The sequence below is a fragment of the Dyadobacter luteus genome (assembly GCF_003383615.1).
Lineage (GTDB): Bacteria > Bacteroidota > Bacteroidia > Cytophagales > Spirosomataceae > Dyadobacter > Dyadobacter luteus.
Genome location: NZ_QNUL01000002.1, coordinates 441,076 through 463,872, shown reverse-complemented (window position 1 = coordinate 463,872; position 22,797 = coordinate 441,076). Strand labels below are relative to the sequence as shown.

Annotated in this window: 18 protein-coding genes; 11 read left to right on the top strand and 7 right to left on the bottom strand. The window is 43.7% G+C overall.

Annotation, left to right across the window (positions count from 1 at the left end):
• Nucleotides 1–159 precede the first annotated feature (159 nt).
• Nucleotides 160–1,704 carry an AAA family ATPase gene (locus tag DSL64_RS04790; protein ID WP_115829501.1) on the top strand — a complete coding sequence of 515 codons (1,545 nt, stop codon included), beginning with the start codon at nt 160–162 and terminating at the stop codon, nt 1,702–1,704.
• Between the two features lie 9 nt (nt 1,705–1,713).
• Nucleotides 1,714–2,571, top strand: coding sequence for an HNH endonuclease (locus tag DSL64_RS04785; RefSeq protein ID WP_115829500.1), 858 nt, complete (start codon nt 1,714–1,716; stop codon nt 2,569–2,571).
• Between the two features lie 67 nt (nt 2,572–2,638).
• On the opposite strand, the gene DSL64_RS04780 is transcribed toward DSL64_RS04785, so the two are convergent.
• The 3 genes from DSL64_RS04780 to DSL64_RS04770 all read right to left on the bottom strand — a co-directional run bounded on the left by DSL64_RS04780 (nt 2,639) and on the right by DSL64_RS04770 (nt 6,119).
• Entirely contained in the window at nt 2,639–4,438 is a 1,800-nt protein-coding gene (locus tag DSL64_RS04780; RefSeq protein ID WP_115829594.1) for a hypothetical protein, read from the bottom strand.
• A gap of 110 nt (nt 4,439–4,548) precedes the next feature.
• Nucleotides 4,549–5,295: an SGNH/GDSL hydrolase family protein gene (locus DSL64_RS04775; protein WP_115829499.1), complete on the bottom strand. Its 747-nt coding sequence runs from the start codon at nt 5,293–5,295 to the stop codon at nt 4,549–4,551.
• A 5-nt stretch (nt 5,296–5,300) separates the two neighbouring features.
• Complete coding sequence (locus DSL64_RS04770; protein ID WP_115829498.1) at nt 5,301–6,119, bottom strand: alpha/beta hydrolase; 819 nt, start codon at nt 6,117–6,119, stop codon at nt 5,301–5,303.
• Between the two features lie 257 nt (nt 6,120–6,376).
• Here DSL64_RS04770 and DSL64_RS04765 point away from each other — a divergent pair, with 257 nt between their 5' ends.
• Nucleotides 6,377–6,541 carry a lmo0937 family membrane protein gene (locus tag DSL64_RS04765; RefSeq protein ID WP_115829497.1) on the top strand — a complete coding sequence of 55 codons (165 nt, stop codon included), beginning with the start codon at nt 6,377–6,379 and terminating at the stop codon, nt 6,539–6,541.
• A 51-nt stretch (nt 6,542–6,592) separates the two neighbouring features.
• Nucleotides 6,593–6,901 (top strand): hypothetical protein, encoded by a 309-nt coding sequence (locus tag DSL64_RS04760; RefSeq protein WP_115829496.1) that lies wholly within the window; start codon nt 6,593–6,595, stop codon nt 6,899–6,901.
• Nucleotides 6,902–6,908: 7 nt separating this feature from the next.
• Here DSL64_RS04760 and DSL64_RS04755 read toward each other — a convergent pair whose 3' ends face one another.
• Entirely contained in the window at nt 6,909–7,607 is a 699-nt protein-coding gene (locus DSL64_RS04755; protein ID WP_229216955.1) for an arylesterase, read from the bottom strand.
• 207 nt (nt 7,608–7,814) lie between these two features.
• On the opposite strand from DSL64_RS04755, the gene DSL64_RS04750 reads away from it, so the two are divergent.
• The 5 genes from DSL64_RS04750 to DSL64_RS04730 all read left to right on the top strand — a co-directional run bounded on the left by DSL64_RS04750 (nt 7,815) and on the right by DSL64_RS04730 (nt 17,857).
• A complete protein-coding gene (locus DSL64_RS04750; protein ID WP_115829495.1) occupies nt 7,815–8,510 on the top strand; it encodes an ABC transporter ATP-binding protein in 696 nt (231 codons plus the stop codon).
• A gap of 24 nt (nt 8,511–8,534) precedes the next feature.
• Nucleotides 8,535–11,078, top strand: a complete 2,544-nt coding sequence (locus tag DSL64_RS04745; RefSeq protein ID WP_229216954.1) for an ABC transporter permease — start codon at nt 8,535–8,537, stop codon at nt 11,076–11,078.
• A gap of 688 nt (nt 11,079–11,766) precedes the next feature.
• A complete protein-coding gene (locus DSL64_RS04740) occupies nt 11,767–14,703 on the top strand; it encodes a SusC/RagA family TonB-linked outer membrane protein (protein WP_374755822.1) in 2,937 nt (978 codons plus the stop codon).
• Between the two features lie 10 nt (nt 14,704–14,713).
• Nucleotides 14,714–16,408, top strand: coding sequence for a RagB/SusD family nutrient uptake outer membrane protein (locus DSL64_RS04735; RefSeq protein ID WP_115829493.1), 1,695 nt, complete (start codon nt 14,714–14,716; stop codon nt 16,406–16,408).
• Nucleotides 16,409–17,104: 696 nt separating this feature from the next.
• Nucleotides 17,105–17,857, top strand: coding sequence for a hypothetical protein (locus DSL64_RS04730; protein ID WP_115829492.1), 753 nt, complete (start codon nt 17,105–17,107; stop codon nt 17,855–17,857).
• A 57-nt stretch (nt 17,858–17,914) separates the two neighbouring features.
• Here DSL64_RS04730 and DSL64_RS04725 read toward each other — a convergent pair whose 3' ends face one another.
• Genes DSL64_RS04725 through DSL64_RS04715 form a run of 3 tightly spaced genes read right to left on the bottom strand, consistent with a single transcriptional unit; the run spans nt 17,915 to nt 20,589 of the window.
• Nucleotides 17,915–18,919, bottom strand: a complete 1,005-nt coding sequence (locus DSL64_RS04725) for a hypothetical protein (RefSeq protein WP_115829491.1) — start codon at nt 18,917–18,919, stop codon at nt 17,915–17,917.
• A 23-nt stretch (nt 18,920–18,942) separates the two neighbouring features.
• Complete coding sequence (locus DSL64_RS04720; RefSeq protein ID WP_115829490.1) at nt 18,943–19,521, bottom strand: O-methyltransferase; 579 nt, start codon at nt 19,519–19,521, stop codon at nt 18,943–18,945.
• A 36-nt stretch (nt 19,522–19,557) separates the two neighbouring features.
• Entirely contained in the window at nt 19,558–20,589 is a 1,032-nt protein-coding gene (locus DSL64_RS04715; RefSeq protein WP_115829489.1) for a LacI family DNA-binding transcriptional regulator, read from the bottom strand.
• 126 nt (nt 20,590–20,715) lie between these two features.
• Between DSL64_RS04715 and iolB the strand changes: the two genes are divergently transcribed.
• Together iolB and iolC are read left to right on the top strand one after the other, a co-directional pair.
• Nucleotides 20,716–21,588, top strand: a complete 873-nt coding sequence (gene iolB / locus DSL64_RS04710; RefSeq protein ID WP_115829488.1) for a 5-deoxy-glucuronate isomerase — start codon at nt 20,716–20,718, stop codon at nt 21,586–21,588.
• 160 nt (nt 21,589–21,748) lie between these two features.
• A complete protein-coding gene (iolC, locus tag DSL64_RS04705) occupies nt 21,749–22,762 on the top strand; it encodes a 5-dehydro-2-deoxygluconokinase (protein ID WP_115829487.1) in 1,014 nt (337 codons plus the stop codon).
• Nucleotides 22,763–22,797 lie beyond the last annotated feature (35 nt).

Here is a 22,797-nt window from a genome sequence, read left to right as displayed (position 1 = left end):
TGCAAATGTAAGTGACAGAAAGTAAAAAACAGCTCTGAGGGGAAATTTTTGGTGTGTGGAGCCAATAATGCCCTGTCGTTTGAAATAAAGGGGTTTCAACTTCCTGTGTGTTAATGACGGATATTTGTATTTTTGGGATTGAAGCTAAAATTGAAAAGTATGAATGCTAAGAGTCTTCCGTTACAGGTGACAAAAGAGCTTAAAGAAATTTCCCAATTTCTTAAGGAAGCAATTGAAAAAAGTCATTTGAATTTGGATTTGAGCCCAAGAGACAATTTTGGATTCAAGGTAAGTTACAGAAAATCGGAAGATCTGGAATTCAGCATTATATCCCATAGAATCTTTCAAGGAAAGCCACTCTACTCTGCCAATATTGTTCCTCTGGACCCTACTACATCAGTCAACGACTCTAAGGAGGAGTTCACTGAAATGTACAAAGACCGAATTATGGTTGAGTTCAATCAATGGCTGGCACTGTTAACTGATTACGAAGACCTATCTCATGTAAATCTGAAAGACCTCTTCAAGCTTGAACAAGACGAGCAATTCCTCCAAAATGAACCTGATACCTTTTCAGAAAAGAGCGATATACTCCATTACTGTCTCAAAAGTCTTTCCGTTTCAAACTTTCAGGGCATCAAACGGGCAACAATAGAGAACCTTCCGGTAGACACGCGTTGGGTGTTTTTGGTCGGAGAAAACGGCTTTGGTAAAAGTACAATTCTGCAATCTATTGTATTGGGCTTACATGGGACAAAAGATGGTTCATATGACTATGCTCCCGACTCCAACTCACGTATTAAGGTGGAGTACAAAAGTGAAACTCAGAATCTGATCAATGATTTTAAGATAAACCCATCTCCACTCGCTCATTTGGCGGCTTATGGTCCGGTAAGATTGAATATGCAGGTAGACGCGAGTACAACAGATGCAGCTCAAAAAAACGGAACCTTATATAGTCTTTTCAGAACAGACGGCGTACTTCGCAATATAGAAAGTGAACTGGTTATTTGGTCTCTCAAAAATGACAATCGCTTCAAGTTGGTTCGCAAAGCATTTCTGCGTTTGGTTCCAAACCTGTCGGATGTACGTTTCAATTCCACCAGCAACAGGATTGAGTATATCGAAAAAGATATTCAGGATGATGAGCAGCAATTCGAACCGCTACCATTTGGAAAAATTGCCTCAGGTTTCCGTAGCATTCTGGGAATGGCTGGAGACATGATTGTAAGATTATCTGAAAGTCAGAAAGAGGTGACAGATCCGACGAAGTTAAAGGGTATTGTAATTATTGACGAACTCGATCTGCACTGGCACCCAAAGTTACAGAAACAGATTCCTGAACTCTTTGGAGAGGTATTTCCCGGTATTCAATTTATTGTATCCACGCATAGCCCTATACCTTTATTGGGTGCTCCTAAAAACTCAGTGATACTTAAAGTGAATAGAACAAAAGAAGAAGGAATCACCATACAGCGGGTTGAAATCGATCTGAAATCACTGACTCCCAATCTACTGTTAACCTCAGGCATTTTCGATATGGACGACATTTTTTCATCTCAGTCTGCTGACATTACCGCAGTTCGCACGGAAGAGACTTTCTCTGAAATGATTAAAAATGATCAGGTTGATAATTATTTAAAAGACTTTGAGCAGAGCAATCAACAATTCCCTGATGAACTTTTTGAAGCTAAAAGTAAATAGGGTATAGAAATGATTAGCGTAAAGAAAGATTTCGAAATTTCTCCAGCCTTACTGGTTGCTTCAGACAGGAATAATCTCATTCTTGATTCGATCAACACTAAGAATAAACATGCTTTTGCTTCAAAGGTTTACAGGGATACAACTCTTCAGGAACTGGAGCTACTATATCAATCCAAGTGTGCCTACTGCGAAACAGACACTGCTGCCGGAGCTCCCATGCAGGTAGAACACTATAGACCAAAAGCAAAGGTTACCGAAGATTCCAGCCACCTGGGATATTACTGGCTTGCTTACGAATGGAGCAACCTGATACTTAGTTGCAGCAAGTGTAACAATAAGAAGAGAAATCGGTTTCCAATTCTCAATACCCGACTGACAGAACCTCAATTAGATATCGACGGACTGCCAACAGACGAATACAGACTAGCTAATTCTTTAATTCTAAATAGTGAAGGGACCTTCTTATTACATCCGGAAATTGACATTGTTGAAGATCACTTTTTGTATAACGAAAAAGCGGAAATTGTTGGCAGAACTCCACAGGCGTTAGAAACAATAAAAATTTGTGGTCTTAACAGAAAAGAGCTGGTTTTTAAAAGATTATCAATACTTAATGAGTTCAGAGACGATATTAAAACCATACTAACGGATGTTCTGGAACAGAAAGTGACTACGGAACAATGTCGGTATGCGATAAAGTTAGTGTTCCAAAAACTAGCTGGACTACAATCGCCGGTCAAGCAGTATTCCCGCTTTGGATATTTCTTGTTTTATAAATTTGACCTGTTTATTGCAAATTCCCTGGAGCCCAAGCAAAAAAATGCTGTCAAACTTTTGTTTGAACAGTTTTTAAAGGGCACGCTGTGATGAATATACAGGCTAATGACATACCCATTGTTCAACAGATTTGCCATTAGTCTACATCAAATAATATTTAACATGCCTCCACACCCAGCAACTGCCTTTCAATCGCGCTTAACTGTGCAAACATTTCATCCCTGTAAGCCTTGGTCTGATTGCCTAGCTGAGGCACGAGCTCCTTATAATATTCAATACCCACCAGCAGCTGGTCTTTAAACTTCTGAAGGTATTTCTTCTTTTTATCATTCAGAGCCGCAGCATGCATCTCCAAATCTTTACGGTAATGCTCCACATACAGATTCAGCTCGTTGATGAACATATTCGGGCGACTCACATGGTTGAGCAGATCCACCTTTCCATAAATGTGTTTCACCATCTCGTCCAGTGAATATACCCTCGAAAACCAGGCAAGGTTCGGTCCCGGACAGATAGATACCGCGTGATTTTCTCTTGGGGATAACAGTTTATTTTTAAGCAAAGTGGATGTACTCAGCCCTTCACACAAACATAGTTTCTCCGTAATGGCATCAAACTGTTGCTGAAAATCCGCGGGCCTTGGCTCCAGGGCTTCAAGCTGTTTGATTTTCAGCCTTTGGTATTCTCTTGAAGCTGTACAGATCGGTTCCTGTGTAAATTCGGTATTGGATACAAGGTATTTCTTTTTACAAGGGCTGCCGGGACGGCCTTTGGCGATCCTCTCCAATCGTTGTTTTTCTGCGCTGCTTTGTTTGAAATTGTTGAACAGCACGCCTAACGGTGACGAGTTGCTTACATAATAATCCTCCTGTTTTGCTGAAGCCAGATCGGCTAATGTCTGCTCATCCACACTGGTAACTTCAGGAACCAGCAGGAAAGGACTCCCCCAACCTGTCGCATCTACCTGATAATGATCCAGCAGAAAACTATTTTCATCTGCCGTACCTATGCCGCCCTGAACGGTGATGCGTAAATCCGGAATTTTGTTCAATATAATTTCCCTGGCTTCAAGGGCAGTCTGATAAAGTTGAAAAAGATCAGTAAGCATTTCCTGGCGTTTCGCCTTGAATTCCTCCAGAATAGGCCCGAGCAGGTATCCCTCCGTAGCAAAAGCATGACCACCGCAGTTCAAACCAGACTCTATACGAAACTCTGAAACCCAGATGCCCTTTTTAGCCAGATACTTTGCCTGGATAAAAGCAGAACGAAAATCGCTCACTTTCAAAATTATCCTTTTGCTCAGATTCCCATCTGCATCCGGAAAGAACACATCGAACTGATCAAGATAGTTGTACAGGCGCGGATTCATACCCGCCGATAGGACAAGTGAGGACTGCAGCGTGCTGTTGGCAAAGCCACGTAACGCCGCGGATGCATCCGAGAAACGATCATCCAATTGCTGACCGAAAACATCTTTATTGAGCTTATCGACCTTCGACATGATGTTTACATCAATGGCTCCTTTGGATATCTGTGACCTGAGCTGCTGCTGCAATTGCTGTTTTTCCGCACCGTCCTCCATTTCAATCATAGCATTATATGCAGCTTTCAGCGGTGAGCTTTCAGGCAACAGATCGAAATAACGATTTATATCTGATCCGGGTGCAAAGGGCTCATTTTTCAGAGCCTGAAAGTGTTTATCAATAATCCGGTCAATCAGATTAAGGTAACCAGTAATCCGTTTACTTCTGAAATCTTCTTCGGAGGTCGGTATTTGAATATACTCCTCGCCAGCCTGAAGGGTATGGTGTTTTCTCATACGCTCTATCATCTCGTCATCGACGATAGAGGCAACAGATGAAATACCGAAAGGGGATACTTTGACGGGCGTATCAACAGAATACCCCAGTCCTAAAACGGGGATATGAAATGTATGCGTTTGATTTGTCTGGATCATGATTTGCCGGAAGCAATAAATTTGAAGATCCAAAAATAAAGCAACCGTACGCGGCAAAAATTGATCTTGATTAGCAGCAGGACTGATTAACGTCAGTCCTGCCCTTTTGATCAGATCCCCAATTCCGGCCCTGCGATTTCGAGCCATAATCTGGCCATCAGTTCATGTCCGGCGGGCATAGGGTGTATTCCATCCCAAATCCAGTAGTCTGCCGAAGCCTTATCCAAAGCCTTCGTAAAAGCCGACTGGTAGGGAATAAACAGTGCCCCGAATTCCTCAGACAATTTTTTGACGATTTTCTGTCTTTTACCTACCTCAGATTCATACAATGCCAGACGATCCTTCACTCTCCCGACCGGCAGGATAAATGGCTCACCAAGCACCAGTTTCGTATCAGGTAATTGCTCGCGAGTTTGCTGCAGCAGCTTTCTGTAAGTATTTTCAAAGCTTTCTGCCGTCAGCTCACGATTGCCTTTTATATATGCTTCGGTATCATTGATCCCAACCAGAATACTCAGCCAGTCGGGTTTAATATCAATGGTATCATTCTGCCAACGTGCCGCAAGATCACCTACCTGATTGCCACTCACTCCTCTATTGTAAAAGTAGAAACCTTTGTCGGGGAAATCATGCCAGAGCTTGCTTGCTATAGTATAGGCATAACCATGGCCCATCACGTGGTTCCAGTCACTATTGCGGCTGCGGTTTCCGTCTGTTACAGAATCTCCCTGGAAGAGAATTTTCACACGGGCAGGTATTACAGTAGGACTTGTTACAGACGCCAGTGCCTCACTGCCATAACCGGCAGCAAGTCCGCCGACAAGCATATTTATCAGAAATTCCCGTCTTTTATTCATGCCAATTATTTCGTTTTATTGAAATAGTTGCTCATAAACAACATCTGATATTGTACCGCATTTTTCCAGTACGGCCAGGTATGTCCTCCGGGACGGGATATGTAGTCGTGTGGAATATTTCTGTAGACAAGTTGCTGATGCAGATTTTCATTTACCTGATAGAAAAAATCATCAGTCCCGCAATCAATAATAAGCGCCAGAGAATTGGGAGTCAATAAATGCAGCAGGTTGATCACCGTATTTTTTTCCCACGCTTCTTTCTGATCTGCATATTTGCCCAGCCGCTTTGCCATATCCCAGTTATTTGGGAATGGGCGTATATCCACACCTCCGCTCATACTTCCAGCGGCACCGAAAACATCCTGATGTTTTATACCCAGATACAATCCACCATGACCGCCCATGCTTAAACCGGTAATGGCGCGCCCGGTTCTGTCCTTAATTGTTTTGTATTTACCGTCTATAAAACTGACCAGCTCCTTCGACACATATGTTTCATACTTAAACTTTTCATCTACCGGACTATCCCAGTACCAGCTGCTGTAGCCACCGTCCGGACATACGATCATTATGTTATATAAATCTGCAGCTTTCTGAAAACCATCGCCTTTCTTCAACCACCCGTCGTAACCATCGCTGTACCCGTGCAAGAGATAGACAACAGGCATTTCCTTTATTTTTTCATAATTATCCGGCCTCACTACCACTGCCTTAATATTTCTCTTCATTGCTGCGCTGTATGTATCTACAGTATCGACGATAGCTGCTTCTGCTGCGAACGAACCCATCAATAGCATTACAGCAGTCAGGTATTTTTTCATCATATTGAAAAGTTTAATTGTATTTTGTCATTAGAGATTCTAATCTAAAACAAATTGCCAGTCGATATACTTATTGGAAGTGCATATCTATTTGCTTTTAGTCAACCCTGAGATAATTTTTCTACAACTTCCCGCTCTTCTCGTACAACTCCATCCAAATACATGTAGAAAACCAACCTGAATTGCTTCTATTTCAGGCTGGCATCCTAATTGGAGAGACCGTAATAAATTATCATCCTACTAAACAAAACATCACTACAATGGGAAATCTTCTTTATACAATAGCTGTCATTTTAGTCATTCTGTGGCTGATCGGTTATTTCGGTTTTGCGAGCTTCGGCATGGGTAACATCATTCACATTCTATTGGTAATTGCCGTGGTAGCAGTTATTCTTCGTGTAATACGCGGCGATAGGGTCGTATAAAAATATTGATGCGTTAAAACTCCGGGAATCGTCTAATTTCCGGAGTTTTTTATGTCTGCTGAAAAATACTTATCCATGACGCACGAAAAAATATACAAAAGAAAAGACGGAAGTCAGGTCAAAATTTCTGTTTGGCTGTATGTCCATGAGAATAAATCTAATTGGGGCTATCTCATATTTTTGCAGGAACCCAATTCTGACCGCTGGCTTGATCCGTTTTCCGACAGAGGATATATATCAAGGGTTATAAAGCCAAAATTTCCGTCCGGACCCTATTCTGACACTTTTGATAATTACGTAACCAGAGAAGAAATTCTGAAAGCCAAACTGGAATTATGGCAGAAAATCAAACCAGCCTGATCGTTTATTAAAGCAAATCTTTAATGATTACCCACACATTCTCAGCAAGAATTCTGTGCCCTTCAGCAGTAGGGTGAATCCCATCCGCCTGATTCAGTTTCGCCTCGCCACCCACACCTTCCAGCAAAAATGGAATTAGCTTGATGTTATTCTTGTCAGCAATTTCCTTGTATACCGCTTTGAATTCACCAGCATATGTCTTTCCCATATTAGGCGGGATCTGCATTCCGGCCAATACCAACTGAGCGTCCGGATATTTTGCCTTTACCTTATCCAGAATCGCCTGAAGATTCTTCTTTGTTTCTGCAACCGGTATTCCCCGCAAACCATCATTCCCACCCAATTCAAGCACAAATACATCAAGATGTTGTTTCAAAAGCCAGTCGATGCGGCTGTTGCCTCCTGCAGTTGTTTCCCCGCTCACGCCGGCATTCACCACTTTATAAGCCAGCCCAAGAGAATCTATTCTTTTCTGTATCAGTCCTGAAAAAGATTCAGAAGGATCATCCAGTCCATAGCCAGCTGTGAGACTATTCCCGAAAAATACAATTGTCTTCTTTGTTGCGGCAGGAGACGTAGTTTCCTTTTTTGTTTCTGTCTTCTCTTCGGATTCCTTCGCGCTATTACAAGACGAAAGCACTACCATAAAAGCAAAAAGCCAGCCAACCCTTTGTGCGTGCTTTACAAAAATGCGGTTAAAAGCCATATCGGGCATGTTAATTTAAGAACCATGTTATCTAAGGATTATAAAAGTAAGGAAACAATTACTACACCTCAACAACAACCGCTCATTTACCTTTTCAAACCACTTAAAACATAAATTGGCGAAAGTGACCTATCTTAAGAACCAAAACCCGGTAATTCAGGTTGCCAAAACTTAGCACCACGTTAATCTAAACCACGTAATTAATTGATGAATAACATACTTCGCCTACAGAATGTTGGGAAAATATATCAGAGCGGCAGTAATTCCCTCACCGTTTTACAGGACGTAAACTTTTCCATTGAAGCAGGCTCGACTGTTTCTATTGTTGGCCCGTCAGGAAGCGGGAAAACAACTTTACTCGGCCTTTGCGCAGGACTGGACCGTGCCAGCAACGGCATCGTAGAGCTCCACGGCACTGAACTCAACCAGTTATCCGAAGACCAGCTTGCAGCTGTGCGCAATGAACATATCGGATTTATATTTCAGAATTTTCAGCTCATGCCAACGCTTACTGCGCTGGAAAATGTGATGGTTCCCCTGGAGTTGAGAGGAGAGAAAAATATTAAACCCAGAGCCCTGGACTTACTAGATAAAGTAGGCCTTGCTGCCAGAAGTCACCACTACCCTACCCAGCTCAGTGGTGGAGAACAGCAACGCGTTTCTCTGGCAAGGGCATTTTCCAACAGACCAAAGATTCTGTTTGCTGATGAACCTACGGGTAATCTGGACGCCGAAACCAGCGAAAAGGTAGTGAAATTACTCTTCGACCTTAACAGAGAGGCAGGCACTACGCTGGTTGTCGTAACGCACGATCTGGATCTGGCTGCGAAAACACAGCGGGTTATCCGCGTAAAAGGTGGTCGGATTATCCAGGATGCACCAGCTGGAGCTGACATCAACTAACCCTCACTTCATGCAACTGAATTAATGAAACAATATGATTTAAATTTCCCGTGGTTGCTGAAAATGGCATGGCGGGATAGCCGTAAAAACCGGTCCAGGCTGCTGCTGTTTATCTCCTCCATTATTCTGGGAATTGCTGCGCTTGTTGCCATTTATTCCCTTGGAGAGAACCTGCGCGACAATATTGACAGCCAGGCTGCCACACTGATTGGCGCCGACCTGGCGCTCTACAGCGGCAAACCGCTTGATGACAAAACAGCCAAACTTGTCAATCAGCTGGGTACAGAACGCTCCGAAGAAAGAAGCTTTGCTTCTATGGTCGTATTTGCTAAAAATGGCGGTAACCGCCTCGCGCAGGTTAAAGCCCTGAAAGGCAACTACCCCTACTACGGAGAGCTTGAAACTACTCCTGGCGAAGCTGGTAAAACTTTCAGAAACAAACGGGAAGCTTTGGTGGATCAGACGCTGATGCTTCAATATGGTGCTCAGGTGGGTGATTCGATCAGGATCGGTGAGGTAAGCTTTGCCATTGCCGGAATCTTACAAAAAGCTCCGGGACAAACCGGCATTACGAGCACGGTTGCTCCAAGTGTTTATATTCCGATGGATTACCTTGATCAAACCGGGCTTATGCAAAAAGGCAGCCGGGTGGCCTACAGGTATTATATCAAATATGCGCCGGGTACTGACGTAGAGGCGTTGGTAGAAAAACGTAAGGATGATTTTGAAAAAGCGGATCTGGATTATAGAACAGTAGAAAGCCAGAAGGAAGACACCGGCAGATCGTTCCGGGATCTGACTCGCTTTCTGACATTGGTCGGATTTGTAGCGTTACTTCTTGGCTGCATAGGAGTAGCCAGCGCAGTGTATATCTACATCCGTGAAAAGCTCAAATCTATAGCAGTATTACGATGCCTGGGAGTGAAAGCGTATCAGGCTGTGCTTATCTTCATGATACAGATTGTCGGGATCGGATTTTTAGGTTCTGTAATCGGCGCGGTACTCGGAGCCGTTATTCAACAGTTTCTGCCTATTGTAATCAAAGACTTCCTGCCATTTGAACTGACCACCGACATTTCCTGGCTGTCGATAGGACAGGGTGTTGTGATCGGAACGCTTATTTCCATTCTTTTTTCGCTTCCTCCGCTGCTTTCGATCAGAAAAGTCTCTCCCCTGAATGTTCTCCGGTCTAATGCAGATGAGGTAAAATCGGAGAAAGATCCCATCACCTGGCTGTTGTATGGGCTGATCGTTCTGTTCGTTTTCGGCTTTGCCTGGCTACAGATGCAGTCGTGGATGCAGGCGCTCATCTTTACCGGAAGTATCCTTGCCGCATTCGCGGTATTGTATCTGACGGCGTTACTGCTGATTAATCTGACCAGACGGTTCTTCCCTACCTCATGGAGCTACCTGTGGCGGCAGGGACTGGCCAATTTATTCCGCCCCAATAACCAGACTGCCATTCTGATCGTATCCATCGGACTTGGTACTTCATTAATATGCACACTGCTTTTCACACAGGATATCCTGCTCACAAGAGTTAATCTTTCTACCAGCGGAAATCAGCCTAATATTGTCCTGTTTGATATACAGCCGGGCCAGAAGGAGCAGGTATTAAAAATAGCTCAATCACACAAAATCCCTGTTAACCAAAGCGTGCCGATCGTCAATATGAGATTGGAAGAAGTGAACGGAAAAACTGCCGCAGATTTCCAGAAGGACACCACCGACAAGCAGTCGGCAAGAATTTTTGGGAGAGAGTACCGGGTAACATTCAGGGATTCACTTACTAAAGCTGAAAAAATTACAGAAGGCAAGTGGCAGGGAATTTATACCGAAAATGGTACTCCTGTCCCTATTTCCGTAGAACAAGGTTTTGCTACCCGCAGCAGAATCAAACTTGGCGATACCTTGACTTTCAATGTACAAGGAACTATAATGCAAACCATAGTGGGCAGCCTGCGTGATGTGAACTGGGGAGAAGTGCAAACCAACTTTCTGGTTGTCTTCCCGAACGGAGTATTGGAAGAAGCTCCGCAGTTTCATGTTATGCTCACGCATGTGCCCGACGCGGCCTCTTCTGCTCGTTTTCAGCAAGCTATCGTACAGGCATTCCCCAATATTTCGATAATTGATCTTGCTTTGGTATTACGTGTACTCGACGAGATTTTCGGGAAAATAGGTTTTGTGATCCGCTTTATGGCGGGCTTCAGTATCCTGACAGGTATTATCGTACTGATTGCCTCGGTGCTGATCAGCAAATACCAGCGTCTGCAGGAGAGTGTTTTGCTTCGCACGCTTGGAGCCAGTCGCAAACAGATTTTTGCCATCACCGCTCTGGAATATTTTTTCCTTGGTGCTCTGGCGGCGCTAACAGGAATTTTGCTATCACTGGGAGGAAGCTGGGCGTTGGCGACCTATAGCTTTGAAGCAGAATTCTCTCTAGCCCTTCTGCCCGTGGTAGGACTGTTCCTAGCTGTATCTTTGCTCACTGTTTTAATAGGCCTTCTCAACAGCCGCGGCATTTTATCTCAACCTCCACTGGAAGTGCTCAGACAGGAATCCTGAGCCTGACCTTGTCATTAAAAGCAAAAGCTATCTGTCCATTATTGGGCGGATAGCTTTTGCTTTTATACAGGTTTGTGCCCATTACCATTCCGGTTACGTGAACGCTCCTTAATTGCAAACGTTTGCACTAATACGTTATATATATTATTTGTTTTTTCCTGAAAAAATTAAATTTCGCAAAAAGCCTCCATCTTCCGGAATTTACCGCCGCATAACAAAACGATAAACTGTAGTTAACATTCAGGTAACACAGAACGAGTTATTTCGCTGCCCTGATCAATAAGGATATCTACACACTTACAGAGCTCAAATAGTTATAATATTTAAGCACATCATCCAATTATCACCATTATGTCATCTGAAAATCGGTTGTATGTATCCGATTTTACATTTTTTTACACATTCTAAAAAATTACAAACGTTTGCATTTACTGTTCGGTATTTCACATTATTTATTTCAATAATACAATTTGTAAATTGTCGGACATTTCAAACCCGCCACTATCTTTCAAGCGGATTATTCACTTTAATTATTTACTAATCAGATCCATTTATGAAAAAAACCTCGACCTTTTCTATCAAAAGGCGATTACTTCGAAACAGCTTGTGTCAGCTCACCGCGGTATGCGGACTGTACACAACAGCTTTCGCGGCAACAGCGCCTCTGGGAAATCCATCTGGTGTGGTAATGCTTCAGGAAATCACACTTTCCGGTACAGTAGTTGCCAATGGTACCAGCGAGGGCCTTCCAGGTGTAACAGTCCTACTCAGCAATACAGACGGTTCTGGCAAGCAGGGTTCCACTACTGACGAAAATGGGAAATTTTCTTTCCCCCGTCTGCAAACAGGCAACCGATACACGCTGCAATTCAGCTACATTGGCTATGAGAAACATTCGGTAACTGATTTTCTGGTAACCGAATCCAACGCGAACTCCTTAGTAATTAATCTAAAGGAATCTGCTTCCAACCTTGGCGAAGTAGTGGTTGTAGGCTATGGTGTCAGTACTAAAAAAGATATCACCGGATCAGTTAAATCGTTAAAAGCCGCTGAATTCAACCAAGGGATTATCAACTCTCCTGAACAGCTGCTTCAGGGAAAAGTATCCGGTGTAAACATCACATCAGCTACGGGTGAGCCGGGTGGAAAAACGAGTATCACCGTACGTGGACCGGGTGGTGTACGCACAGGAAGTACTCCACTTTTTGTGGTCGACGGAATGGCTTTGGATAACAGCGGAACAGGTGGAGATGCCAACCCGCTTAATTTTCTGAATCCTCAGGATATCGAATCTATTGACGTTTTGAAAGATGCATCCGCCACTGCCATTTATGGATCTCGTGGGGCGAATGGGGTAATCCTTGTCACAACTAAAAAAGGAAAGTCCGGCCAGGCAACCGTCAACTATTCAGGAAGCATCGGTATATCCAAAATGGCTCGTCCGCTGGATGTATTCTCAGGACCTGAGTTTCTGGCTGAAGCCGCAAAACTTGGTGCTACTGTAATCAACGGTGGTGGTGATACTGACTGGCAGAAGGAAATTTCCCGTACCGCTTATACGCACAACCACAATATATCACTTGGCGGCGGTAACGACAAAATGACCTACTACGCCTCATTCGGGGCACAGAAACAGCAGGGTATCATCAAAAACAGTCAGCAGGATCGTTACACAGGACGTATCAACATTTCTCAGAAAATGTTTGAAGACAGAGTAACGCTGGATCTGAACCTGAATGCCAACAATACCCAGAACAACCGCCCCAATAACCAGAGCGTAATTGGTTCTGCCCTTTCGGCAAATCCAACTTATGTTCCTTATAATGAGGATGGATCTCCTTTCCAATACCAGGACGGAACAAACCCGTTGGTAACAATGAATCTGTATAAGGAGAAACTGGTCAACAACCGCGTTCTGGCAAGTATCTCTCCTTCTGTGAAGATTATCAAAGGACTTGTTTACAAGCTGAACTTCGGTATTGACCACTCTACTTCTGCACAGAACAAACAGACGAGGCCTAACGCAGTTCCTTTCGAAATCGGACGATTGGAAGATTACAGACTGACAAACAGTAACCGTCTGATAGAAAACTACCTGACGTACACATTCAATAACAGGAATCATAGTTTCTCTGCTCTTGCGGGCCATTCTTACCAGCGCATTTTTATTCAGGGAAGCAACTACAGTATCGACAAATTCCCAATCTCGGATATTGAACCTATTTACAATCCTGGACTTGGTCAGGATTTGAGTTTGGTATTGAACAAGCCTGGTGGATTTGCTACCATCAATGAGCTGCAATCTTTCTTTGGAAGAGCTACCTATGGTTTTAAAGATAAGTACCTGGTTACAGCGACACTACGTGTGGATGGCTCGTCCAAATTCGGGGCTAACAACAAGTACGGATCGTTCCCGTCGTTCTCATTGGGCTGGAGGCTTTCTGAAGAGGATTTCCTTAAATCAGGCCCCTTCTCTGATCTGAAACTGAGAGCTGGCTGGGGAAGAACGGGTAACCAGGAAATTCCTTCAAAAATCACACAGGCGCGTTTCACGTCGACTGTATCGCCAACAACCAGCTATCCATTGGATAACTCAGCCACTTTTCCGGGAGGAACTACGTATTCACGTCTTGCTAATCCTGATATTCAATGGGAGGTTTCTTCTCAGACCGATATTGGTTTAGATTTTGGTTTCTTCAAAGGCGCATTGACAGGGGAAATTGATTACTTCTCAAAGACATCAGAAAAGATACTGCTGGAAGTAATTCCTGCTGACCCGGTTCAACCTGCGGGTACCTTCTGGACCAACGTTCCTAATATGCGCATTATCAACAAGGGTCTCGAATTGGATTTAAACTTCAGAAAAACGCTGGACAACGGACTTAGGTTCTCGATAGGCGGTAACATGACTTTCATTAAAAACCGGGTTGAGAATTCACCATATTCTGTAATCGTATCAGGTTCTGCCCAAGGTTCGGGACTTACCTCAGCTACCATCAACGGGTATCTGAACAATCACTCGATCGGAGCATTTTATCTGAAAGAGTTTACGGGATATGACGACAAAGGTATCAGTACTTTCAGAGATGTGGACGGAGACGGAATCGTTACAGATAAAGACAGGGTTGTGGCAGGATCTGCACTTCCTACCAGAATGTACAATTTCAGTGGTAACATTGCTTACAAAGGATTTGATCTTACTGCCAACTTTAATGGTGTTGCAGGAAATAAAATCTATGACAATACAGCCAACTCTAATTTCTACAAACTGCGTCTGGCGAAAGGCCTGAACGTAACACCGGAAGCAATTGCAGATACACGCGAGTCTATCAATAACTCCGCACCTGTATCAACACAATTCCTGAAAGATGCAGCGTTCCTTAGACTGAACAACCTTGCCCTTGGTTATAACCTGAATACAAGCAAGCTGGGTATCCACAGATGGATCCAGACTGCACGTGTATCAGTAACAGGACAGAACTTATTCGTATGGACAAAATACAACGGATACGATCCTGAAGTAAACAACGACAGACAAATAAATGGTATCACTTCATACGGTGTAGATTACCTGAGCTATCCGAAGGCAAAAACTGTGATTATCGGTATAAACCTTGGCTTCTAAAAAATTAACGATGAGAAAGAAAATAACAACCATACTTACTGCTGCAGGCATGCTTCTGCTGTCTAACGCCTGTACAGACCTAAACGAGCAGGTACTCGATGAAACGCTTTCGGCAAACCTCACCGAACAGGAAGCTGCCAACGGCCTACTGGCACCGGTCTATGCACTTCTGCCAGAAATTTTCATGCATACCAGATACTTTGCATTGCAGGAAATCTCGACAGATGAAGCTATTCTTCCTTACCGCGGCGGAACCGACTGGGGCGATAACGGGATCTACCTGGCTTTGCATCGTCACAACACAACCAGTACTGATCCGAACGTGAACGCTACATGGAACAACGTGGTACAATCCCTTTCAAGAAGTATCACTGCCATCACCAGCTTCAAAAGTTCTACGTATCCGGGTGCCGCTCAATATCTGGCTGAAGCGCGGGGAATGCGTGCTTACTATAACATGATCATGCTTGATCTGTATGGTATTGCATTTATTAAGGAAGATCCGGGAACAACTTCTACAATTGTAAGAGGAGAAGAAGCGATCAAATACATCGAAAGCGAACTGTTGGCTATTGAGCCTCTTGTTCAGCCTAAATCAGTTGTAGGACCGGGACGTCTTAACCAGGCGGCTGTATGGGGATTGCTATCCCGTTTGTATTTGAATGCTGCTGTTTACCGCAACATCTATGGAGCATCCTTCACATTCGCTTCAGCTGATATGGATAAAGTAATTCAGTATACTGATAAAATCATTGCGTCTGGTCAGGCTAAATTATCTGCTGATTACTTCTCTATTTTCAACGACAACAACCATAGCAATGATGAGCTCATTTTTGCGGTGGATCAGCGTGCTGAACTGAACGGACATAACCGTATGGCGTATTTTTCCATATCTGGTGACCAATTCCCACTTGCAGAATTTCCAGCCGCAAACGGAACGGACGGGCCAGGTATCACCAGCGATTTCTACAAAACCTGGACAGATGCCTACGGAACGGTTGATCCTAAAGCAGATCCGAGATTCTATCAGGAGAATATGTCAGTCTACTCCAACAAGGCTGATACCTGTATTAACGACGCCGACTACAAAATCAACCGTGGTATTCTACGCGATCAGCAATATGGTGCCATTCGTGTAAACGGAGCATTTTTGAGATGTCCTGACGGAAAACTGAAAGTCGGAAGACTTACGTATCTGACTCGTAACAGAGCTGATCTTCCTGTTAGTTTCTCACAAAACATTGACTTCACAACGGCTGGAAGTAACTACAACAGTGGTTACCGTGTATCCAAATATGAATTCAGCAAGAAGTCGAACACCGGAAGAAACAGAGGTGATGCAGATATCGTGATCCTGCGTCTGGCAGACATTTACCTGATGCGTGCTGAAGCGAAATTGCGTAAGAGCAATGATGCGGCAGGAGCTTTGGCGGATGTGAACGCAGTTCGTGCGGCACGTACTAAAACTACGCCTCCTCCGGCGCTGACAAATATGTCGCTGGATATTCTGTATCGTGAGCGCGGATTTGAATTATATTGGGAGATGGTTCGTCGCCCGGATATGATTCGTTTTGGAAAATACGAAGGAACCTGGACAGAGAAAACCAACAGTGATGTGAAGAAACGTATTTTCCCGATCCCGCAAAACGCCATTGATGGCGCATCTAACCTACCGGGTTATATGCAACAAAATGACGGATATTGATTTTAACCTAAACTGAATCGAAAGCAAAAGGAGTTGGCTCGCAAGAGTCGACTCCTTTTTGTTTGGGGTTAAGGTATGGTAGTGTTATTAATACAAATTGCGAGATTTTAACGGTATCAATATTCAACCCCTACAGGGTTGTCTGATATTCTGATGTATTCTTTCAACCACGGATTGGCATCCGTGGCTTCTCATATTTAATCCCTACGGGATTTTGACGAAATGTGTACCTTCTGTTCTTAATGGTGAAACAACTTCAATTACAGCAACATCTTAGCACAGGGACAATCTCCGCAACCCCAAATCCCATAGGGATTCAACATGAATAACTCCGGGTGAAACCCGGGCGGCAAATCAATCTGACATTCCGTAATAGCCAACCCTGACAAGGGTTAAACGGCTAATCAAGTATAACCCGAAATCCCGGAGAGATTCAACATGAATAACCTCGGGTTAAAACCCAGGGGTCAAATCAATTCCACATTCCGAATTGCCAACCGTAAAAAGGGTTGAATCTTAATATACTCAACTCTCCTTTATCCTATCGTATTGACCGTGACACATGCTGTTCCAAATCCAACTAATTAATTTGTCCATCCACGTGATACCCCCACTGGCACCACAAAAGCACAAAACATTGCGCATATAAAATTAAATTATACATTTACAACATCTTAGGAATCTGAACTTAGGTGTATGAAATTAACAGAAAGTGTAATAGGTGCGATACTGATCCTACTTACGTGTATAACCCAGTGCCCGGCACAACATAAGCCCCTGCGCATACCTGACACCGACCAATTCCCTGGACGAGGAACAGAACGAGCGCCTCTACACACTCCGGCCAATCAGGAAAAAGTAGCTCCAGAAGATTCGGCAGTCAACTGGGCTTTGGAGAGAGCTAAAGTGGCTGGTAAAATCAATTTATCAATATTACCGGGCTTGGAATCTCTGCCTGTTAAACATTTCCGATCTGATACTGCTAATTTTAAACCGGAGTACTTCCGATTTCCAGACATTGACAAAAAAAACTTATCCGATAGGCTGGAAACTGATGTTCCTTTACAGACTGCCAGTTGCAAACCCTCGTGGGGAATTTTTGCTTTTCGCGTAAATACCAGCAAAAAAGTAGATAGTACTACCTACCGGGGAAATCTGCCCTTTGATGTCCAAACAAAAATTCTCGACAATATTTACTGTACAGATGGATTATGGATTGTGAATCCTGCTGCCAAACCCACAAATGTTGCCTGGTATGTATATCTTTATTTCGACCTCCGGGGTACACCTTTTCGTGAATCACGATGTACAGATGAAGAAAAAGAATTGTACTCGGCTGTATCACAATTAAGTAATCTATTTTACTTTTTGTACTACAGAATTAACAAAAACGACGAACGAGCCACTTTTCTAATACCTTCAATCATTGACGGGAGTATCAAATTATAGAAAAATACACCTCTTCCCTCCCATAACAATGACCCCAAAAATCTCACTTACGTTTTATCACTCTTCCCTTTTCATCATAGTCTCATTCCGTAAAGGCATTCCGTTTTCGTCATACCGGATGTATTGCCCGGAGCTCTCATCATTTTTATTGTACGAAATTTCTGATATAATACCATTTTCATGGTAATGTATGTTTGTTCTGGTATTTTTCACCAGATCAATCAAGCTTTCACTTTGTAAACTTCCGCTGGAGCTAAATACTCTGGAGATGATGGGATTACCAAGGGAATCAAAAACAGTTTCAAATTGCACCTTTGGGTTTCTTCCAGACTCTGGCTCCAAAGATTTGAAATAAAACCGGGAGACTTGCGCATACTTCCCGTTTACATAAAAGTCATCTTTCTGAATTTGACCCGATGGATAAAACCATGATGATCTTCCATGCAGACTGTCCATCTTATAATGCTGTATTCCAAACAGGACGCCATCAGGATACCAGATTTTACGGACTCCATCCAGTTTGCCATCTACATAATTCTCCTCAATTTCGGTCTGTTTGTTTGTGTAGTATTCGATTCTTTTTTCAGTGCGATACTCTTTAACCGGATGCTTGTAAATTTTACGGAGCGCATGCAAGTCGGTATAGCCGAGGCTCCTCCATTCCCGAAACCCATTCAAATCTTTATACTTTGCATTTCTATCGCACGGAATTACAGTGAGCTTACCGTCAATCTTCTTTCCAAAAAACATCCACTCCTGCCCTTTCTCAATACCCATGTCGCAGGATGTTTGTATATCTCCTTCAAATATTTTATCAACAGATACTCCCTTAAACAGTTCTATTATTTTAATCCCCAACAGACCAATAGACCTGTAGTCCGCTGTCGTTGACTCCTTATATACCTGGTCATCCGTAATTTTCACCAATGCGACAAATTCATAAGGATCCAGCTGAGAGGTACTCTCTAAATCCCTGATATTATTTACACAGGAACAGGCACTTGCATGGTTTCTCAAAAGCGCTGCGAACACCGCAATGAAGATTCCTTTGGCAAAATTCATAATTGAATCGGATTAAGAAATACTCAACGCTTCACCGCCACAATAATTCCTGTTGCCCAAACCTGCTTGGTCAGAAACAAATCATTTCTGGAATCCAGATAATCAATTAAGCGGCTGGCTTTCAGATCATGTCCTTCCGGCCAGTTGGGCTGAGGGAGCATATCATCAATGATGTACAAACCTCCCGGGTTCAGCATAGCAAGCACTTCATCCAGCAACAAATACTTGCCATGCCATGTATCAGCAAAAATGTAATCGTATTTCCTGTTCTTATTAGCTTCGACCCAATCGGCTCCGTCGGTTTCAATTAACGTTAAACGTTCATCCTCGCCCAGAAACCGTTTGGCTATTTCAAGAAACTGACCTTCATTGTCAATAGACACAAGTGTTGAACTTGCGTCCATCCCATCAAGAATCCATGAGGTGGAAAGTCCGGTACCGGTTCCCAATTCCAGAAATTTCCCGCCGGGCTTACTTACAGCCAGAGTTCGTAAAAGCGAGCAGGTTAATGCGTCGGAAGCCATAGTAAAACCAGAGGCTTTTGTCTCTTCATCAATCGCGACATAATGTGCAGGAGCAGGCTGATTAATTTCCCAATTCATTGTGATAAATATTCATTAGAGATACATTGAAAACTTTTAGAACCGCAGCGACGACTCCCTGATAATCAACTCCGAAGGCAAAACAATTCCTTCATGTGTGTAATCGTCGGAAGCATTCAGCTGGCTCAGGAACAAACGCGACGCCTCCATACCTATTTTCCTGCCCGGACGGTTTACCGTGGTAAGCGACGGAAACGTGTAGGCAGATATGGGAGAGTTATCAAAACCCACCAGTCCGATATCCTGAGGTATACGTAACCCTTTGTCTTTTGCTACACGCATGGCACCAATCGCAACCTGATCATTCACGCCAAAAATAGCATCCGGAGGAGTCTCCATTTCAAGCAGGCGCCTGGCAGGCAGAATCGCACTTTCAACCTTGAAATTGGTGTTGATAATAAGCTCTTCACGAACCGGCAAACCGTATTTAATAAGACAATCTCTGTATCCTTTGAATCGCTGCTCAGAAACAGTCAGTCCGTTAGGGCCTTTCAAATGGGCAATTTGCTTGTAACCCATATTCACCAGGTGCTCCACAGCCGCGAATGCTCCATGATAGTCGTCAACAGTTGCACGACTGGTTTCGAAATCTTCATATTCCCTGTCTATGAAAATAAGCGGTGTTTTCCTCTGAATTACCTGTTCGAGATGTTCGTAATAACCCGAATCATATGTTTCCTGCGAAACGGATAGAAATATTCCTTCCGTCCGGTTTGAGAGCAATTTGGACAGATATTCTTTCTCCAGAAGATAGCTCTCATTCGTAACGCAGATGTTGAGCGTGTACCCCATCGGCTGCAATACATTATGCAAGCCTTCGATTACTGCCGTTTCATAATAGTTGCTGATCGTCGGTACCACTACTCCCAAAGTGGCGGTCTTTTTATTAAGCAAACTCAAAGACACCTCATTACGCTGATACCCTACCGTACGGGCGTATTCCTGTATATTTTTCCGGGTGTCTTCATTGATGGCCGGGTGGTCGTTGAGAGCCCTGGAAACAGTCGATGGTGAGCACCGGAAGCGCTTGGCAATGTCCTTAATTGTGACCGGACGAGACGAATTCATGAGTAGGATTTTGACAATTAAAAATTATAAATTTTTTCAAACGTTTGCATTCAGTATCGACATATTTACATTTTGTACTTCATTAATACAACGCTAATATTGTGCAAATGTAATCGAAATATCTCAATGAGTGATTTACTGATCAAGCCATCTTCAGACACTAAAAACTACCATTCTCTTACCAGTGAACAGGCTGGCTGGACTTATCTGAACTTTGAAGCGAAAGTACTGGATACAGGCGAACAAATTAGCAGACACACCGGTGAATATGAGTATTGCATCGTATTGCTGGGTGGAAATTTTAAAGTGGAGGCCGACGGGCAAGTTTGGGAAACAGGCAATGGGAGAAAAGACGTTTTCACCGGTATTGGCCATGCAATGTACCTCTCCCGCAATACGGACTTTATTTTGACAGCTCAATCACCTGATACGGACATTGCGATTTGTTGGGTGAAAAGCGATGAAGACCACCCTCCCCGTATGAAACGCCCGGAGGAAGCGGCGATAGAGTATCGTGGTGGGGACAACGCAAACCGTCAAATTAACAGCTTACTCGAACCTGGTTTTGACTGTCACAAAATTGTCTGCGTTGAGGTTTATACGCCTTCCGGCAACTGGAGTTCCTTCCCCGCCCACAAGCACGACGAACGGAAAGTAGCCGAAGACGGTACATTACTGGAAGCAAATCTGGAAGAAATATATTTCTATAAAATTGACAAACCTCAGGGCTATGCCATACAGCAGGTTTATACTGATGACCGCTCGTTGGACGAAATCGTGAGGGTGAAGCACAATGAGGCCGTACTCATTCCGAAAGGATATCATCCTGTGGTAGCAGGACATGGTTATAATGTCTATTACCTGAATTTCCTGGCGGGAAGTGATCAGTCTCTGGCTAATACCTCTGATCCGGATCATGACTGGATCTACGGGTCATGGAAAGGTGCTGATCCAAGGTTGCCAATTGTAACTGCGGAGATGAATGGCCATGCAGTCTGAACACCGACAGGTGGTCTGAATGCGAAGAGCACAACTACTGCGTTACATTCAGCCCGATAAAAAGCGTGCAGACCGTAATGCAGTCTGAATGCTAAGTGACAGATAATTTTATAAACGTTCAGCCCGCTGAAGAAGCGTGCAGACGGTAAAACGCCATACTATGTCCAACAAAAAATTTGACCTTTTGACCTTGGGGCGCTCGTCTATAGACTTGTATTCCGCTAACGTCGGAAGTCCGTTTGAACAGATATCATCCTTTAACGCTTTTGTTGGCGGTTGTCCGCTTAATATTGCGACCGGAGCAAAACGTCTTGGACTGAACACGGCGATACTAACAGGTATAGGCCCTGATCAGGTCGGCAATTTTATCAAACATTTTCTCGACAAGGAAGGCGTAATTACTGAGTACGTACCCACCATCGATGGGACCAGAAGTTCTGCGGTAGTGCTGGGCATTGAGCCCCCCGACCGTTTTCCTCTGGTTTACTACCGTGAAAACTGCGCAGATATCAACCTGAATATTGATCACGTTGATGCCATTCCGTTCGCAGATTTCAAGGCTGCTGCCTTCTCTGGAACTGCATTCAGCAAAGACCCTAGCCGCACTGCCATGTTCTATGCATTGGAACTGGCCAAGAAAAACAATGTACAAACGCTTCTGGACATCGACTTTCGTGCCGATCAGTGGGATGATCCCCGTTCATTCGGAATTACGCTGCGTGCTGCTTTGAGCAAGTTCAACATCGTGGTTGGCACGGAAGAAGAAATTCTGGCTACCTATCTGACAGACAAAGAGCAACTTTTGATCAAGCATCAACAAATTTCTGCTCCTGAAATCAGAGGAAATATTGACAGTGCCATTCAGGAAATTATGAGCTCGGGTGTTGAAACACTTGTGGTGAAAAGAGGTAAAGAGGGAGCTTCGATCTTCCAGCCAGATAAGGAAGAAATACGTGTTCCCGGTTTCCCTGTTGAAGTGTTGAACGTACTTGGAGCCGGTGATGCATTCTGTGCAGGTTTTTCTTACGGTCTGCTGAACAACTGGGATTTATACAAATCTGTCCGCATGGGAAATGCCTGCGGTGCAATCATCGTAACCAGAGAAGGCTGTGCCAATTTTATGCCGACCAACGAAGAGGTAATGGCATTTGTGGAGAATAGAGGAGGATTTTAATGAAGAAGTTAGAGTAGTTAGTAGAAGTTAGTAGA